The sequence below is a fragment of the Streptomyces sp. ST2-7A genome, assembly GCF_021390475.1.
Taxonomy (GTDB): Bacteria; Actinomycetota; Actinomycetes; order Streptomycetales; family Streptomycetaceae; genus Streptomyces.
On sequence record NZ_JAJUWS010000005.1, the window covers coordinates 22,953 to 37,864 of the forward strand.

Sequence of the window (14,912 nt, forward strand, 5' to 3'; positions counted from 1 at the left end):
ACGCTAACATCCCCTCGCATGGGAGCGCTCCCATGCAGATTTCGTCGCACGTCGGCAGATGTCGCGTCGAACGCCGTGCCGAATGCCGTCCCCGCCCCGTGGCCCCCCACCTCCGTTCCGCCGTCACCCGGCAGGAAGGAACCCCGGATGCGCGCGTCCCCCCGAACGGCGAGGCGAGGGCGTCCGCCCCTGCTCGCCGCCTGTTCCCTCGTACTCGCCCTTCTCGCCGGCGTGTTCGCCCCCACCGCGACCGGCGCCGCACCGACCGAACCGGACCCCGCCCTCCCCGTCACCGTCCTCGTCTCCGACTTCGAGGACGGCACCGCTCAGGGCTGGGCGGCCCGGGGCGGGGAGACCGTCACCGTCGAGGGGACCGCCGCCCGCACCGGCTCGTACGGCCTCGCCGTCACCGAACGGAGCGCCGGCTGGGAGGGACCGGCCCTGCGCGTGGATCACCTGCTGGAGCGGGGCGTGGAGTACACCGTCTCCCTGTGGGTGCGGCTCGCCGACGGGGCCGCGCCCGACACCGCGCGGCTCAGTCTCGAACGCCTGGTTGACGGCACGACCTCCTACCACACCCTCGGCTCCGCCGTGGTCGGCCCGGACGGGTGGGTGGAGTTGACCGGTACCCACACGCCCACCGTCGCCGCCGAGCACCTCGCGTTCTACGTCGAGACGGCCGGGGGAACGCCCTCCTTCCGGATGGACGACGTCCTCGTCACCCGGATTCCCGTCCCGCCCATCCAACGGGACATCCCGGCTCTGCGGGACGCCCTACCGGAGTTCACCGTCGGCGCAGCCGTGAGTCCCCGCGACGTGTACGGCGAGCGTGCCGAACTCCTCGCCCGACACCACGGCTCCCTCACCCCGGGCAACGCCCTCAAGTGGGACGCCACCCAGCCCGTCGAGGGGGTCTTCCGCTTCACCGACGCCGACCCGATCATCGAATTCGCGGAGGAACGGGGTATGACCGTGCGCGGCCACACCCTGGTGTGGCACCAGCAGACCCCCGCCTGGGTGTTCACTGATCCGGACGGCGAACCGATGACACCGACACCGGAGAACAAGGCCCTGCTGCTGGACCGCCTGGAGACGCACATCAGGGAGGTGGTGGGCCGCTACGGCGACCGGATCGGGACCTGGGACGTGGTCAACGAGGTCATCGACGAGAGCCGGTCGGACGGCATGCGCCGCAGCCCGTGGTACGAGATCACCGGCTCGGACTACATCCGCACCGCCTTCCGTGTCGCGCACGAGGTCGCCCCCGACGCCCGGCTGGTCATCAACGACTACAACACCAATGTCCCAGCCAAGCGGGAGGCGCTGTACGACCTGGTGGCCATGCTGCTCGACGAGGGCGTGCCGGTTCACGGGGTCGGCCACCAGACGCACATCAACATCGAGTGGCCCTCGGTCGCGGAGGCGGAGGCCATGCTCGAGAGGTTCGTCCCGCTCGGCGTGGAGCAGGAGATCACCGAGATGGACGTCTCCGTGTACACCGCTCCCGACCAGGTCTTCCCCGTGGTGCCGGCCGAGCGACTGGCGGCCCAGGCCCGGCAGTACCGGAGAATGTTCGAGCTCTTCCGTTCGTACTCCGAGCACATCACCTCCGTCACCCTCTGGGGCCTGGCGGACGACGACACCTGGCTCGATGGCGGCCCTCTGGACCGCAAGGACGCCCCGCTCCTGTTCGACGAGCGGCTGCGGGCGAAGTCGGCCTACTGGGCGGTTGTCGACCCCGGATGGGACGGTGGCGCCGGCCCGTCGGGAGGCTGCCTGGTGGACCACCGGGTCACCGACCGGTGGCCGGGTGGCTTCCGCGCGGAGATCACGATCCGCAACACCTCCTCCCGGACGATCGACGGTTGGACCCTGAACTGGACCACGGGTCCGGAACATCGGGTCGACCACCTGTGGAACGGCACCCTGCTCGACCGGGGGCCCCGCGTCGTGGTGGGCGACGCCTCGTGGAACGCCCTCCTCGCCCCCGGCGCCTCGGCGAACATCGGGTACCTGGGCTCCCGGATCCCGGGTACCGGTTCCGGGGCACCGCCCGAACCGACCCTCTTCACCCTCGACGACCGGGCCTGCCGCCTGCTCGCGCCGGAGGCGTAGCCGGCACGATCAATCCTTTTCGAGAGGACGCCCGTCCCCGCCTCCGTCCCCGACGGGGGCGGGTGCCCCGCTTCGCGCGCCCCCGGGACCGGACCGGGGACCGCGCGACGGCGGTGTTCCGGGATCATGGGGAACGTCCTCCGTCCTTCTCTCCGCCTCGGGCGCCCGGGGCGGTCCGGTTCGCGTCGGCCCGGGTGCGCGTGGCGGCGACACGGGACGCGAGTTCGGTCCCCCCACTCCGCCGGGGCCCGATCACGACGCGGTCCGCGGAAACCTCCGACGACATCTCGCGGGTTCGCGGAGAACTGGGGTGTCGGCCCTCTGGGGATCGGTGTCCCCTCACGGGCACGGTGGCGGACCCGTAAGGGGACACTGCCGCGCCCGGTCGTTCCCGCCGGGGCCGCCGTCGCGGACGGAACGAGCGGATCGGCCGCCTTCGTCGCCCCCCCCGGCGCGGAGGGGAGGGGTGAACCGGGTGGAGGTCACGGGTCATCGCTCCACGGTCCGGGCCGCGGTCGCGGCAGGGCTTCTCCGGTGCGGGATCCCCGGGGGCGGACCGACTGATGACATTGAAAAAGATAACCATTAGTCTCCTTTGCGGTCGTGGTCATGCCATACGAAGGAGGGGGCGATGGGACATCTGCTGGTGATCGAGAGTTGGGTCGGTTCGATGAGCACGCTGTTGCCGCGAGCCATCGGGGAAGCGGGGGACCGGTTCACGTTCCTCACCCGTGACCTGCACCACTACCTGCGCGCGGCGCGTCCGCCGGAGCCGCACCCCCTGCTCGCGGCGCGGAACATCCTCACCGCCGAGACCAACGACCTCGCCGTCTTACCCGAGCAGGTCGAACGCCTGCACGCGGTACTGGGTTTCGACGGCGTGATCTCCTCCTGTGACTACTACCTGCCGGCGGTCGCCCGGGTCGCTGCCCACCTCGGCCTCCCCGGTCCCGCCCCCGAGGCCGTCGAGGCGGCCTGCCGGAAGGACCTCACCCGTCGGATCCTCATGGACGCCGGCGTACCCGGCCCGCGCCACGCGGTCTGTCGGGACCGCGCCGAACTGGTGGACGCCGCGAGGGAACTGGGCTTCCCCCTGGTCCTCAAGCCCACCGACCTGTGCGCCGGCATGTACGTGCGGCGGGTCGACGACGAGACCCAACTGCTCGCCGCACACCGGGAAATCGCCGACTTCCCCGTCAACGCCCGGGGCCAACGACGTTCGCCCGCGCTCCTGTTGGAGGAACTCCTGGCCGGTCCCGAGGTCAGTGTCGAGACGGTCTCGCGGAACGGCGTCCACCACGTGGTCGGGGTGACCGACAAGAGCGTCGCCGGCGCGCCCGCCTTCATCGAGACCGGCCACATGTTCCCCGCCGCGTCACCCCCGGACGCCCTGCGGGAGGCCGGCGCCACGGCGGTCGCCGCGCTCTCGGCCCTCGGCGTGGACGACGTGGTGGCCCACACGGAGATCAAGCTGACCCCCGACGGCCCCCGGGTGGTGGAGGTCAACCCCCGGCCCGCCGGCAACCGGATCACCGAACTCGTCCGCCACGTCACCGGCGTCGACCTGCCCGGGGCGGCGGTGGACATCGCGCTGGGCCGTGAACCGGACCTCGTCCCCCGCGAGACCGGTGTCGGCAGCGCCGCCATCGGCTTCCTCCTACCCGACCGCGCCGGTGAACTGGCCGGTTTCGACGGTGAGCGGGAAGCGGCCGGAATCCCCGGGGTGCGGGAACTCGATCTCGTCGCCCCCGGTCGGCACACCCGTCCGGCCCGCAGCAACAACGACTACCTCGGCCACGTGATGGTCACCTCACCGGAGCCCGGGGACGCCCGTCCCCGGGCGGAGAAGGCGCTGGTGGCGCTCCGCCCCCGCTGGACCGACGCCGGGGGGACCGCCGCGTGACCCCCACCGGAACCCCCGCGGCCCCCCTCGTCCGGTCGGTCTCCGACATCGTGCGCGGCGTCCTCGACGGCGACTTCGGGCCCGACCCCCGCGCACAGCGGATCTCTCTCGCCTTCGTCACCACCCAGGCCGTCCGGCACCGGGGACGCGCCACCGGCTACCGCAACCAGGTGCTCGGCCTGCGTCTCGCGGCGGCGGTCGGATCCTGCGCGGTCGAACCCGGCTCCCTGCCCGCCGACGCGGTGGACGAGTGCGTCGGAGCCCCCGTCGCCGACCTGCTGCGCCATCCCCTCCCATCGGTGCGGACCGCCGCCCTCGACGCCTACCTCTCCCATGTCCTGCCGCACACACCGGCCAACGGCGCCCTGCCCCACCCCCTGCCGGCCGGGAACAGTCTGGTGAAGTCCCGGGCCCGGGCCCGGGCCGTCGTGGACCTCCTGCCCCTCGACCCGCCGGTGCGCCGCGTCCTCGTCGTGGGAGTGGTCAACTCCCTGTTGGAACGTCTGCGCGAGCGGGGCCTCGACCACGTTCCCTGTGACCTCAAGGGCGGCACCACCGAGTGGGGCGAGCCCATCCGCACCGACACGCACGCGGAACTGGATGACTGCGACGCCCTGTTGGTCTCCGGTATGACGCTGGGCAACGGCACCTTCGAACCCCTGCGGGAGCACGCCCTCGCCACCGGCAAGCCCCTGGTGGCCTTCGCCCAGACCGGCAGCGCCGTCCTACCCCGTCTGCTCGGCCATGGCGTCACCGCCGTCTCCGCCGAGCCCTACCCCTTCTTCTGGCTCGACGGCGGCCCCGGGGTGCTGCACCTCTACCGGGCGCCCTCCGTATCGGACCCCCGCCCGGACCACGGACCGGAGGAGGACGCGTGACCGCCCTCGTCACCGAACGTCCCGCCGCACCCGAACTGCTGTCCCTGATCGGCCGTACCCCGATGGCCCGCATCACCCTCCCGCTTCCGCGCCCCCACCCCGGATTCTGGGCCAAGCTCGAGGCCCAGGGAGTGGGAGGGATGAAGGCCCGCGCCGCGGTGGCGATGCTGCACGGCGCCCGGCAGCGGGGCGAACTGCGTCCGGGGGCACCCGTGGTGGAGTCCACCTCCGGCACCCTCGGCATCGGCCTGGCCTTCGCGGGGCAGGCCTTCGGTCACCCCGTGGTCCTCGTCGGGGACACCGAACTGGAGCCGGCCGTCAGAGGACTGCTCCGTGCCCACGGGGTCCTCCTGGAACTGGTGGACCGCCCCGATCCGCGCGGCGGCTGGCAGGCGGCCCGCCTCGCGCGGCTGCGATCCCTGCTCGCGGAACTGCCCGGCGCCTACTGGCCCGACCAGTACAACAACCCCGACAACGCGATCGGCTACGCCGGTATGGCCGAGGAGATGGTCGACTTCCTGGACCACCTCGACATCCTGGTGTGCAGCGTGGGGACCGGTGGGCACAGCGCCGGCATCACCGCACCGCTGCGTCGCCGCTGGCCCCGACTGCGGGTCATCGGCGTGGACTCGGTGGGTTCCACCATCTTCGGCCAACCGGCCCGTTCCCGCCCGATGCGCGGTCTGGGCAGCAGCATCCACCCCCGCAACGTCCGTCACCACCTCTTCGACGAGGTGCACTGGGTCGGTCCCCCGGAGGCCGTCGACACCTGCCGCAGACTCGCCCGCGGCTGCTTCGTCAGCGGTGGCTGGAGCACCGGCGCGGTCGCCCTGGTGGCGGCCTGGGCCGCCCGCACCGCTCCCGGCGCGGTGGTCGCCACGGTCTTCCCCGACGGGCCCCACCGCTACGTGGACACCGTCTACGACGACGAGCACTGCCTGCGCCACGGCATCGGCACCGGAGAACCGCCCCGCGACCGCCCCCTGGAGATCCCGCATCCCGGAGCCGTGGAGGCGACCGGATGGACCCGCTGCCGCACCGTCGTCGACCCCCTCGACCGTCCCGGGGGGAGCGCCCGGTGAGAACGGCCGTCCGCACCGTTTCCCTCGAACTGGCCACCCCGTTGCGGATCTCCCGGTCGGTGATGGCCCGCCGTGACGCGGTGTGGTTCTCCATCGAGCACGCCGGGGCCACCGGCCACGGCGAGGTGGTGTCCTCGGTCCACCTCGGCATCACGGCGCGGAGCGCCCGTCGGTACCTGACGGAGCACGTCGCTCCCGCCCTGGAACGCCGGGCCGACCCCCTCTCCGACCCGGCTTTCCCCGGCCCGGACCTCCCCCTGCCGCCGGACATCCCCGCCGGGATCTCGGCGGCGGTCGACGCCGCCCTGCTGGACCTGCGCGGAAAGCTCACCGGACGTGCCGTCCACCGCCTTCTGCCGGGCGCCGACCCCACCGTTCCGTCGCTCTCAGCCGCGACCGCCCACACCATCGGCATCACCGACCCGGGGGACGCCGCCGAGCGGGCGCGTTCGCTGGTCGACCGGGGGTTCCGGTTGCTCAAGCTCAAGCTCGGCACCCCCGATCCGGTGGAGGACCTGGAGCGTGTCGCCGCGGTCCTCGAGGCCGCCCCCGGAGTCCGGCTGCTCCTGGACCCCAACGGGGCCTGGACCCCGGAGCGGGCCGAACGGCTGATCCCGCGCTTCGCCCTTCCCGGCGTCGAGGCCGTGGAACAACCCATCGCCCCCGGCGACCACGAGGCGTTCATCCGGCTCGCCGAGTGTTCCCCCCTGCCCCTGATCGCCGACGAGGACGCCGCCGACCACCGGGACGCGGTCCGCCTCGCCGGCCGGGTCGGTGGCGTCAACATCAAGCTCGCCAAGTGTGGCGGGGTGCGCGCGGCCCTGCGCATCATCGACGCGCTCGCCGGCAGCGGCACCGACATCATGCTCGGCTGCCTCACCGCCTCCTCCCTGGGGATCGCCCCGGCCGTGCACCTGGCCGACCGGGCCCGCTGGGTCGATCTGGACGGCCACCTGCTGCTGGCCCGGGACCCCTGGCGGGGCATCGGGGGCGGGAACGGCACCGTGGGGGTCGGCGACCTGCCGGGACTGGGCGTCACACCGGTGGGACCGCTGCCCTCCGCCGATCCGTTCCCGGAGCGGTCCACGGGGAAGGGGGGAGGCCCCGCGTGAAGACGCTGCGCGCGGTGCGTGACTTCCCCCCGGCCATCCGCCTGCTCCTGGTCAACCAGTTCGGCGTCAACATCGGCTTCTACCTCCTGATCCCCTACCTCGCGCTGCACCTCGGCGAGAACCTCGGCATGTCGGCGGCGATCGTCGGGGTGGTGCTGGGGGTGCGCAACCTCAGCCAACAGGGCCTGTTCCTCATCGGCGGCTCGGCCGCCGACCGGCTCGGCGCCCGGGGCGTCATCATCATCGGTTGCGCGGTACGGACCATCGGCTTCGGTCTCTTCGCGTTGGGCGACTCCCTGACCGTCCTGCTGGCCGCCTCCGTCCTCAGCGGCATGGCCGGAGCCCTGTTCAACCCGGCGGTGCGCGCCTACATCGCCGTGGAGTCGGGGGATCGCCGGGCGGAGGCGTTCGCCCTGTTCCAGGTCTTCGCGACCTGCGGTGCCCTGGTCGGCCCCCTGCTGGGCAGTGCCCTGCTGTTGGTGGACTTCCGCGCCTCGGCGCTCACCGCCGCCGCGATCTTCGCCGTCCTGACCGTGGCCCAGGCCCTCCTCCTGCCGGCCCGGCGGGTGGAGCGCGTCGACCGGCCGGGGGTCCTGACCGACTGGCGGGAGGTGCTCGGCAACCGGCGCTTCCTCGCCTTCGCCCTCGCGATGACCGGCATGTTCACCCTGGAGACCCAGCTCTACCTGCTCCTGCCGGACGGCGCGCGGACCGCCACCGGATGGGCGGGCGCGGCGGGTTTCATCTTCCTGGTCGGCACCGTGGCCGGCCTGGCCCTCCAACTCCGCCTCACCACCCGACTCAAGCGCCGCGGCCGGCGCGGCCGGTGGATCTCCCTGGGCCTGGCCCTCATGGGCCTGGCCTTCCTGGTTCCCCTGCCGGTGGTCGGGACGTCGGGCACCGACACCACCACCGCGGTGCTGCGTCTGCTTCCCGTCCTGGCCGGCGCCCTCGTTCTCTACCTGGGGGTGATGACGGCCCAGCCCTTCGTCATGGAACTCGTCCCGTCCTTCGGCCGGTCCTCGCTCACCGGCACCCACCTCGGTGTCTTCTACATGGTCTCCGGTGTCGCCGCGGCCCTCGGCAACACCCTCGTGGGATGGACCATGGACCTCGGGGGCGACCACGGGATCCCGTGGTTGCCGTGGGTGTGCTGCGCCGTCATCGGCCTGGCCTCCGCCGGGGGAGTGGCCCTGCTCTCCCGCCGCTCCCTGCTCCCCGATCCCGGGGCCCCCGCCCCCGTCCCGGCCCGGGGAGTCGCCACGTGACGCACTCCGACATCGGCCCGCCGGGTGGCTCGGGGAACCTGCTCACCGACCGACCCGACCTCTACGAACTCCGCTTCCCCGATCCCGAACGGGTCGCCGCCCGCTGGGTCGAGGACGTCCTGCGGCGCCACGGAGCCGGTCCCCGGGTGCTGGACGCCGGATGCGGAACCGGCCGGGACGCCGCCCACCTGCACCGCCGGGGTCGCCGCGTGACCGGCATCGACCTGGCCCCGAGCATGCTCGCCCACGCCCGCGCCCACCACCCCGGCCCGGAGTACGTGCGGGCCGACCTGCGCGCCTTCGACCTGCGCCGCACGGTGGACGCCGTGGTGTGCCTGGACAGCGCGTTGTTGTACTGCCACACCAACGAGGAACTCGAGGGCTTCCTCGCCTCCTGCCGGCGACACCTGGGCCCCGGCGGCCTCCTGGTGGCCGAGATGCGCAACGGCGCCTTCTTCCTCGGTTCCACCGAACTCCTCGACGCCCCCCGCACGGCGGAGTTGACCGTGGACGGCGTACGCCACACTTCGCTCACCACGTTGTGGATCGACCGCGCCGCCCAACTCCTGCGCCGCCGCCGGGTGTGGACCGCCGACGACGGCTCGCCGGCGGTGGAGCAGCACTCCGCCTGGAGGCTGCTCCTCCCGCAGGAACTGCGTCTGGTGCTGCGCTTCGCCGGATTCGAGGTGCTCGAACTGCACGACGGCCCCGGCCCGCGCACCGAACCCCCCTGGCGGCCCGGAGCCCCCGCCCCGACCGGTGCGGCCGACGGGGACCGCCTCCACCTGGTCGCCCGGCTCCTCCCCGCGGCGGAGTCCCCGGCGGCCCGGGACCCCCTGCGCCCCGCCGAACCCCACGACACACCGCGAAGAGAACGAGGAAGCGAAAGATGACCCACCACCTGCCCGCTCTCCCCACCGGCACCGGCACCGGCTCGCCCCGCTCCCGGCGGCCCGCACGCCGCACCGTCCTCGCCGCCGGCGGCGCCGCCGCGGTACTCGCCCTGTCCGCCTGCGGGGGATCGAACGACACCCCGGCGCCCGCCGGGGGAGAGGACGACGGGGAACCCCGCGACGGTGGCAGACTGCGCGCCGCCTTCGCCGGGGGCGGGGCCAACGAGACCCTGGACCCCCACCTGACCAACCTCTTCGCCGACGCCGCACGGGCCAAGGCGCTCTTCGACAAACTCGCCGACTTCGGCTCCGACATGTCCTCCCGACCCCGTCTCGCCGAGAGTTGGGAGAGCAACGAGGGGCTGGACCTGTGGACCATCACCCTCCGCGAGGCCTTCTGGCACGACGGGGCCCCCGTCACCGCCGAGGACGTGCTGTACAGCTACCGGCGCATCGCCGACCCCGACCGGGCCTTCCGCGCCCGCTCCTCCCTGGAACCCATCGACCTCGAGGACAGCCGCGCGGTGGACGAGCGCACCGTGGAGTTCCGCCTCAAGCGCCCCTACGCCGAGTTCCCCAACGTCCTCGCCGCGTTCGGCGCGTACATCGTGCCCGACGGTGCCGACGACTTCACCGACCCGGTGGGCTCCGGGCCCTTCCGATTCGTCTCCTTCACCCCCGGCCGCTCCCTGCTCGTGGAGCGCTTCGAGGACTACTGGGAGGGCGCCCCCCACCTGGACGAGCTGGAGATCGTCGTCGCCGACGAGGAGTCCGCGCGGATCAACGCCCTGCTCGGCGGCCAGGTGGAGTACGCCCACGAACTCGACCCCGTCACCGCCCGTGCCCACCGCGACGGGGACCGGGTCCGGATCGTGGACCTGTCCAACAGCGCCATGCAGGGGTTCGTCATGAAGACGGATCGCGCGCCCTTCGACGACCCCCGGGTGCGCGAGGCGTTCTTCCTCATCCCCGACCGGCAGGAGCTGATCGACGGTGCCCTCTCCGGTGCCGGGGAGATCGGCAACGACCTCTTCGGCAAGGGGTACCTGTACTACGCCGACGGGATACCGCAGCGCGAGCGGGATGTCGAGCGCGCCGCCGAACTGCTGCGCGAGGCCGGTCACGGCGACGGACTGACCGTCACGCTCGACACCTCGCCGGTGGCCACCGGTTTCGTCGAGGCCGCGGAGATCTTCCGGGAGCAGGCCGCCGCGGCGGGGGTCACCGTCGAGGTGCGGATCGGCAACGCCGACACCTACTGGAGCGACACCCTGGACTCCGGGGTCATGGCCTGCACCCGTTCCGGTTCGATGCCCATCGAGTCGCACGTCTCCCAACGCCTGCTCACCGACTCGCCCACCAACGCCACCCAATGGCGGCACGAGGACTTCGACGACCTCTACCAGCAGGCCCAGTCCACCCGGGACGAGACCGAGCGCGCCGCGCTGTACGAGCGGATGCAGCGCCGTCTGCACGCCGAGGGCGGCTTCCTCGTCTGGGGCTTCGCGGACTGGATCGTGGCCACGGCACCGAAGGTGCGCGGAGTCTCCGAGGAGGCCCCCGCCAACACCCTCGACTGGGCCCGCTTCGACCGGGTGTGGATGGCGTGACCGACCGGCGCTCGTGGGTGCTGCGTCGGCTGGTCCTCGGTGTGCTGCAGGTCGCCGGGGTGCTGCTGCTGGTCTTCGCGCTCACCGAGGCGCTCCCCGGCGACGCGGCCGTCGCCTTCGCCGGGGACCAGCCGGATCCCGAACGCATCGAGCGGGTGCGGGAGATCATGGGCCTGGACCGTCCGGTGGGCGAGCGCTTCGTGGAGTGGGTGGGCGGCCTGTCGCGGGGCGACCCGGGTGTTTCCCTGGTGACCGGCCGCCCGGTCACCGAGTACCTGGCCGCCGGACTCGGCCCGACCCTGCTCCTGGCCGGCGTCACCATGATGATCCTGGTCCCCCTCGCGGTCGGGCTCGGGGTGCTCGCCGCCCGCCGCGAGGGCGGTCCGGTCGACCGGCTGATCAGCACCGTCACCCTCGGGCTCTACGCGGTGCCCGAGTTCGCCCTCGGCGTGTTGCTGACCGTGGTGTTCGCACTGTGGCTGGGGTGGCTCCCGCCCACCGCCATCGGGTACGGGACCGACCCGCTGGTCACCCCCCTCGTCCTGGTCCTCCCGGTGATGGTGTTGCTGGCCCGCCCGGTGTGCTCGATCAGTCGACTGGTCCGGGCGGGCATGATCGACGCCATGACCTCGGGCCACGTGGCCCAGGCCCGCCGCTACGGCGTTCCCGCCGTCCGTATCCGCTGGACCCACGCCCTGCCGCACGCCGCGGCCCCGGCCGCCCAGCAGGTGGCGCGTACCGCCGACTGGCTGCTGGGCGGGGTCATCGTGGTGGAGACCCTGTTCGTGGTCCCCGGTCTGGGCACCGTCCTGATGGACGCCGTGGCCGCCCGGGACATCCCCGTCATCCAGGGTCTCGCCGTCCTCTTCGGACTCGTGACCGTCCTGCTCAACCTGGGGGCCGACCTGGTGGCGCACCGCTTCGCCCCGAGACTGGAGGTGGCCGCGTGAGGCCCTCCGCGACCGATCGTCCGCCGCTACCGAAGCGCCGTCCCCGGGGGCAGGCGGTCCTGGGCGCCGCGTTGATCGCGGCGCCCCTCCTGCTGGCACTCCTCGGCCCCTGGTTCGCGGGCGAACCGGGACCGCGGGGCGTCTCCTTCACCCTCGGCGACGGCCCCTGGCCGGGCACCGACTTCATGGGTCGCGAGGTGTGGCGGCAGGTGCTGCTCGGCGGGCGCTCGGTGGTCGTGACCGCCGTGGTGGCCACGGCACTGGCCTACCTGATCGCCCTCCCGATCGGTCTGGCGGCCGCCCTCACCCACCGACCCCGGGTGGAGGAGGCCCTGATGCGCCCCTGGGACGTGCTGTTGGCGATCCCCTCCCTGTTGCTGCTGCTCATCGTCGCGACCCTGCTCTCCCCCGGGCCCGCCGGTCTGGCGCTCATCGTGGCCCTGATCAACGTCCCCGACGCCCTGCGCGTCATCCGGGCCACGGCCGCCGACGCCGCCTCCCGGCCGGCGGTGGAGGCGATGCGCATGCAGGGCGAGAGCTGGTGGCGGATGGCGGTCGGCTACGTCGGGCGCTCCATCACGCGAGTGTTGGCCGCGGACGCCGGGGTCCGGTTGACCGGGGCGCTGTACCTGGTGGCCACGGCGGCCTTTCTCGGGGTGGGGATCTCCCCCGACGCCGCCGACTGGGCGGTCATGGTGGACCGCAACCGCACCGGTCTGTTCATCCAGCCGTGGGCCGTGGTGATCCCGGCGCTGCTCATCGTGGCCCTGACCACCGGCACCAACCTGTTGTGCGACGCCTCGCTGGCGCGCAGAGCCGTTCGAAAAGGGGGAACGTGATGTCCCGACCCGTGGCACGGGTGGAGGACCTGCGGGTCGTGGTGGGGGAGCGCGCCCTGGTGGACGGGGTCTCCCTCACCGTGCGCGCCGGCCGGTGCACGGCGTTGGTCGGTCCCTCCGGCAGTGGCAAGAGCACCGCCGCCCTGGCGTTGCTGGGGGAGTACCCCGCCGGGGCCCGGGTGGACGGGACGGTGACCGTCGAGGGCCGTGCCGCCTACATCCCGCAGAACCCCGCGGCCGCCCTCAACCCCGCCCGCCGCTCGGGCGCGCTGCTGAACGACATCGCCCGTCTCGGCGGGGGACGTCGAGCCGAGCGGAGGGCGCGGGTCCGCGAGGCCCTGCGGGCGGCCCGTCTCCCCGAACCCGACCGCGTCGCCCGCCGCTTCCCCCATCAGCTCTCGGGTGGGCAGCAGCAGCGGGTGGTGCTCGCCCAGGCGCTGCTCGCCGGGGTTCCCGTGCTGATCGCCGACGAACCCACCACCGGGCAGGACCCCCTGACCACCCGCCGGGTGGTGGGGGAGTTGCGGGCGGTGCTCGACCGGGGAATCGGCGTTCTCCTGCTCAGCCACGACCCCGGCGTGGTCCGGGAACTGGCCGACCAGGTCGTCGTGCTGCGGGAGGGCGCGGTCGTGGAGAGCGGACCGGCACGGGAGGTCTCCGTGCCCTCCGGCGCCCCGGGGAGCGGGTCGCGGTCACCGACCGGGCCGGAATCGCCCGTCGCCACCGTGCGGAAGCCCGTGCCGATCGACGACCGCCCGGAACTCCTGCGGGTCGAGGGGCTCACCGCGCACCACGGTCACCGCAGGAGGGGAATCACGGTCCTGCGGGACGTCTCCCTCACCCTGGGCGCGGGGGAGCGCCTCGCGGTGGTGGGGAGTTCGGGTTCCGGCAAGACGACCCTCGCCCGCTGCCTGGCCGGTCTGCACCGGCGCCGCACGGGGCGGATTCTGCTGGCCGGTGATCCCCTGCCGCACAGCGTCCGCGACCGTCGACGGGAACAGGTGGCGGCGGTGCAGTACGTCTTCCAGGACACCCGGGCCTCCTTCGACGAGTACCGGCCGGTGCTGGAGCAGGTGGCCCGGTCCGCCGTCAGGCTGCGGGGCGTCCCCTCCGCCGGGGCCCGCGCGGAGGCGGAGGAGGTGCTCGCCTCCATGGGGATCGACACGGCCACGGCGGCCCGCACCCCCGACGGGCTCTCCGGCGGTGAACTCCAGCGGGCCGCGTTGGCCCGTGCCCTGTTGGCCCGTCCCCGGGTGTTGGTGTGCGACGAGATCACCTCGGCGCTGGACCCGGAGACCCGGAGCGGGGTCCGGGACCTTCTCACGGGCTTGACGAGCGATCCCGACCGCGCGGTCTCCCTCGTCCTCGTCACCCACGACCTGTCTCTGGCCCGGGAGTTGGCCGACCGGGTCGTGGTGCTCGACGGGGGAGAGGTGGTGGAGAGCGGTCCGGCCCGCACGGTCCTGACCGCTCCCGACCACCCCGTCACGCGGCGATTGCTGGAGGCCCTGCCGGTGCCCGCCGCGCCCGTTCCCGATCCGGCGGGATGAGACGGGCCCGTCCCCGATTCCACCGACCGGGACGGGCCCGCCGGCTCAGCGGGGCAAGGGGATCTCGTAGTGCACGGTGGCGAAGCCGTCCCCGTGCTCGCCGGTGGTCCTGGCGTCGAAGATCTCCTTGGCGACGTCCTCCCAGAACGGCTGGGCACCCGCGATGTTCACGTTGGTGTGCAGGTACAGGGAGGCGTACTCGCGGGCGGCGGCGAACTCCGCGGCCAGGTCCACCATGACCCGGGCCAGCCCCCGACGCCGGTGTTCGGTCCGTACGTAGACGCGGACGAGTTGGGCGGTGGAACCGGAGGGGTAGCGTTCGGCGATCCACCGGGGGTGCGGGGGATGCCGCGGTCCACGGGACAGCAGGCCGGTGGTTCCGACCACCGGCCGCCGCGGGTCCTCCGCGTCGATCGCCACGAGGAGGAGATGGCGGGGGTCGGCCAGGTAGGTGCCGTCGATGTCGATGACGTCCTCGTGCCAGGCGGGGACGTAGCCGTAACCGAACTCCCGGTAGAAGGTGTCCAGCATGACGCCGCGGGCGCCGTCGACGTCCTCCGGCGAGGCCGGTCGGACGAGGTATCGACCGACGGTACGGGGGGAGGGCAACTCGGTCATGTGCGATCCGTGGGGGTGTGGAAGGAGGCATGGGTCCGGTGGGGAGGATCACCCGGCCCTCCGGGGAAGATCGGGGATTCCCGTTTTCGGTAAT

The 14,912-nt window shown here is 73.2% G+C and carries 12 protein-coding genes; 11 read left to right on the forward strand and 1 reads right to left on the reverse strand.

Translation table 11 applies throughout. From position 1 onward, the window contains the following. Positions 1-147: 147 nt before the first annotated feature. From LZF96_RS04490 to LZF96_RS04540, 11 genes are all read left to right on the forward strand, one after another. Complete coding sequence (locus LZF96_RS04490; RefSeq protein WP_267940464.1) at positions 148-2,115, forward strand: endo-1,4-beta-xylanase; 1,968 nt, start codon at positions 148-150, stop codon at positions 2,113-2,115. Positions 2,116-2,746: 631 nt separating this feature from the next. Next, positions 2,747-4,018 carry an ATP-grasp domain-containing protein gene (locus LZF96_RS04495; protein WP_233865816.1) on the forward strand — a complete coding sequence of 424 codons (1,272 nt, stop codon included), beginning with the start codon at positions 2,747-2,749 and terminating at the stop codon, positions 4,016-4,018. Beyond that, the gene (locus LZF96_RS04500; RefSeq protein ID WP_233865817.1) at positions 4,015-4,896 is read left to right on the forward strand and encodes a Rossmann-like domain-containing protein; all 882 of its coding nucleotides are present in this window, start codon (positions 4,015-4,017) and stop codon (positions 4,894-4,896) included. The genes LZF96_RS04495 and LZF96_RS04500 overlap by 4 nt, the downstream gene beginning before the upstream one ends. After that, positions 4,893-5,978, forward strand: a complete 1,086-nt coding sequence (locus tag LZF96_RS04505) for a PLP-dependent cysteine synthase family protein (RefSeq protein ID WP_233865819.1) — start codon at positions 4,893-4,895, stop codon at positions 5,976-5,978. The genes LZF96_RS04500 and LZF96_RS04505 overlap by 4 nt, the downstream gene beginning before the upstream one ends. Further along, positions 5,975-7,090: a dipeptide epimerase gene (locus LZF96_RS04510; protein ID WP_233865821.1), complete on the forward strand. Its 1,116-nt coding sequence runs from the start codon at positions 5,975-5,977 to the stop codon at positions 7,088-7,090. The genes LZF96_RS04505 and LZF96_RS04510 overlap by 4 nt, the downstream gene beginning before the upstream one ends. Continuing rightward, positions 7,087-8,358 carry an MFS transporter gene (locus tag LZF96_RS04515; RefSeq protein WP_233865823.1) on the forward strand — a complete coding sequence of 424 codons (1,272 nt, stop codon included), beginning with the start codon at positions 7,087-7,089 and terminating at the stop codon, positions 8,356-8,358. The genes LZF96_RS04510 and LZF96_RS04515 overlap by 4 nt, the downstream gene beginning before the upstream one ends. Continuing rightward, a complete protein-coding gene (locus tag LZF96_RS04520; protein WP_233865824.1) occupies positions 8,355-9,251 on the forward strand; it encodes a class I SAM-dependent methyltransferase in 897 nt (298 codons plus the stop codon). The genes LZF96_RS04515 and LZF96_RS04520 overlap by 4 nt, the downstream gene beginning before the upstream one ends. After that, the gene (locus tag LZF96_RS04525; RefSeq protein ID WP_233865825.1) at positions 9,248-10,861 is read left to right on the forward strand and encodes an ABC transporter substrate-binding protein; all 1,614 of its coding nucleotides are present in this window, start codon (positions 9,248-9,250) and stop codon (positions 10,859-10,861) included. Before LZF96_RS04520 ends, LZF96_RS04525 begins: the two co-directional genes overlap by 4 nt. Next, positions 10,858-11,811, forward strand: coding sequence for an ABC transporter permease (locus LZF96_RS04530; protein ID WP_233865826.1), 954 nt, complete (start codon positions 10,858-10,860; stop codon positions 11,809-11,811). The genes LZF96_RS04525 and LZF96_RS04530 overlap by 4 nt, the downstream gene beginning before the upstream one ends. Before the next feature lie 59 nt (positions 11,812-11,870). Beyond that, positions 11,871-12,650 (forward strand): ABC transporter permease subunit, encoded by a 780-nt coding sequence (locus tag LZF96_RS04535; RefSeq protein ID WP_233866081.1) that lies wholly within the window; start codon positions 11,871-11,873, stop codon positions 12,648-12,650. After that, a complete protein-coding gene (locus LZF96_RS04540; protein ID WP_233865827.1) occupies positions 12,650-14,200 on the forward strand; it encodes an ABC transporter ATP-binding protein in 1,551 nt (516 codons plus the stop codon). The genes LZF96_RS04535 and LZF96_RS04540 overlap by 1 nt, the downstream gene beginning before the upstream one ends. A gap of 45 nt (positions 14,201-14,245) precedes the next feature. On the opposite strand, the gene LZF96_RS04545 is transcribed toward LZF96_RS04540, so the two are convergent. Next, on the reverse strand, positions 14,246-14,818 hold the full coding sequence (locus tag LZF96_RS04545) for a GNAT family N-acetyltransferase (protein ID WP_233865828.1): 573 nt from the start codon (positions 14,816-14,818) through the stop codon (positions 14,246-14,248). Between the last annotated feature and the right edge of the window lie 94 nt (positions 14,819-14,912).

Excerpts from the sequence above, each read along its gene's own strand:
- LZF96_RS04490 (WP_267940464.1), top strand. The coding sequence starts at position 148 with ATGCGCGCGTCCCCCCGAACGGCGAGGCGAGGGCGTCCGCCCCTGCTC.
- LZF96_RS04495 (WP_233865816.1), top strand. The coding sequence starts at position 2,747 with ATGGGACATCTGCTGGTGATCGAGAGTTGGGTCGGTTCGATGAGCACG.
- LZF96_RS04525 (WP_233865825.1), top strand. The coding sequence starts at position 9,248 with ATGACCCACCACCTGCCCGCTCTCCCCACCGGCACCGGCACCGGCTCG.
- LZF96_RS04540 (WP_233865827.1), top strand. The coding sequence starts at position 12,650 with ATGTCCCGACCCGTGGCACGGGTGGAGGACCTGCGGGTCGTGGTGGGG.
- LZF96_RS04545 (WP_233865828.1), bottom strand. The coding sequence starts at position 14,818 with ATGACCGAGTTGCCCTCCCCCCGTACCGTCGGTCGATACCTCGTCCGA.